Annotated in this window: 2 protein-coding genes; both read right to left on the reverse strand. The window is 46.2% G+C overall.

The window, feature by feature from the left end; genetic code table 11:
• The coding region (locus B3O33_RS00660) for an AMP-dependent synthetase/ligase (RefSeq protein WP_292362726.1) at window positions 1–1,094 on the reverse strand (1,094 nt) is incomplete at its 3' end.
• A 2-nt stretch (window positions 1,095–1,096) separates the two neighbouring features.
• On the reverse strand, window positions 1,097–1,316 hold a 220-nt coding region (locus B3O33_RS00665; RefSeq protein ID WP_292362727.1), incomplete at its 5' end, for an OmpP1/FadL family transporter.

Below are 1,316 nucleotides of genomic sequence, written 5' to 3' on the forward strand. Positions count from 1 at the left end.
ATGAACATTTTAGCGGCATAGTTGGGAAGCGCTGCGCCACCGCTGACCGCTAAACGCAAACGACCACCGAGCCTCTGGTGAAATTTATGAGCTACCAGCTTATTCAATAATGGCGATAACAGAAACAATGGAGACCAGGAGTTTCGGCCCTGGTGGTAGTGAAATTTTTTCCAGCCAACGTTCACCGCCAATTTGAATATAAACCTACGCAGCACATTACTATCAGAAAGTTGCTTTTGAACACGGTCATAAATACGTTCAAAAATTCTGGGCACTGCGATCATAATGGTGGGCTGAACCTGTCGCATATCATCGGCAAGCAGGGGAATACTGCGTGAAAAAACGACTTTGGAGCCAGCCATCATCGGTAGATAATAACCACCAGTGCGTTCCAAGGTGTGTGACAAAGGTAAAAAGGATAAGAATATATCTTCAGGCAGAATTTCAAAGAACTGTAATGAGCCGTATGCAACTGACAACATATTCCGGTGACTGAGCATTACGCCTTTTGAACGGCCGGTAGTACCTGAAGTATAAATAATCGATGCCACCTGATCCGGTGCGGACGGGGAGATAACAACTTCGGTATCAGCCACATCCAGCCATTCGTGCAGCTGGGTATATGGCAGATCCGTTTCCGGGGATTCCTCATTGAAAATAATGATTCGTCTGAGGCTATGCTCTTCAGGTAATACGGCCCTGATTGCCGACCATTGCCTGGCGCTATTGACTAACAATAAACGCACATCGGCATCTTGCAGAATGTAGGCAACATTGTCAGGCCGATCATCAGGATAAAGCGGCACCACAACCAAGCCCAGACTTAACGCTGCCAGATCGAAAAATATCCACTCCTTGCTATTACGCAGATTGAGTGCAACCCGATCACCTTTGCGCAGATTTTCCTGTTGCAAGGCTTGTTGCCAGAGATGGACTGAATCTGCAACCTGCTGCCAACTGAGGCTTAACCAGCTTTGATTCTCGTTATCAAAATAGCCATAGGCCTCTTTATCAGCGCTGCGTTTTACCCGTTCGGAAAACAAGCCATAAAGCGTTTGCGCCTCATCAGGTGAAATGTAATCGCTACTGCTCATGATTAATCAAAATACCAACGTAACTGAACACCTACAATATCAACAGAATTTTTATATTTGCCCAGCAGCTGATTGCCGTTTGAATCGGTATCGTCTATGTTGGTGTCTTTCATAAATATATGACTATAAGCCGCATCAAGGACAATGTTGTCGCTGTATTGATAACTTGCCCCAACGGCGATCCATGTCCGGTCACTATCCGGGATTCGGGGCGTTCGGCGT

Origin of the sequence: Methylophaga sp. UBA1464 (assembly GCF_002325665.1) — a bacterium.
In the GTDB taxonomy this organism is placed as follows: Bacteria; Pseudomonadota; Gammaproteobacteria; order Nitrosococcales; family Methylophagaceae; genus Methylophaga.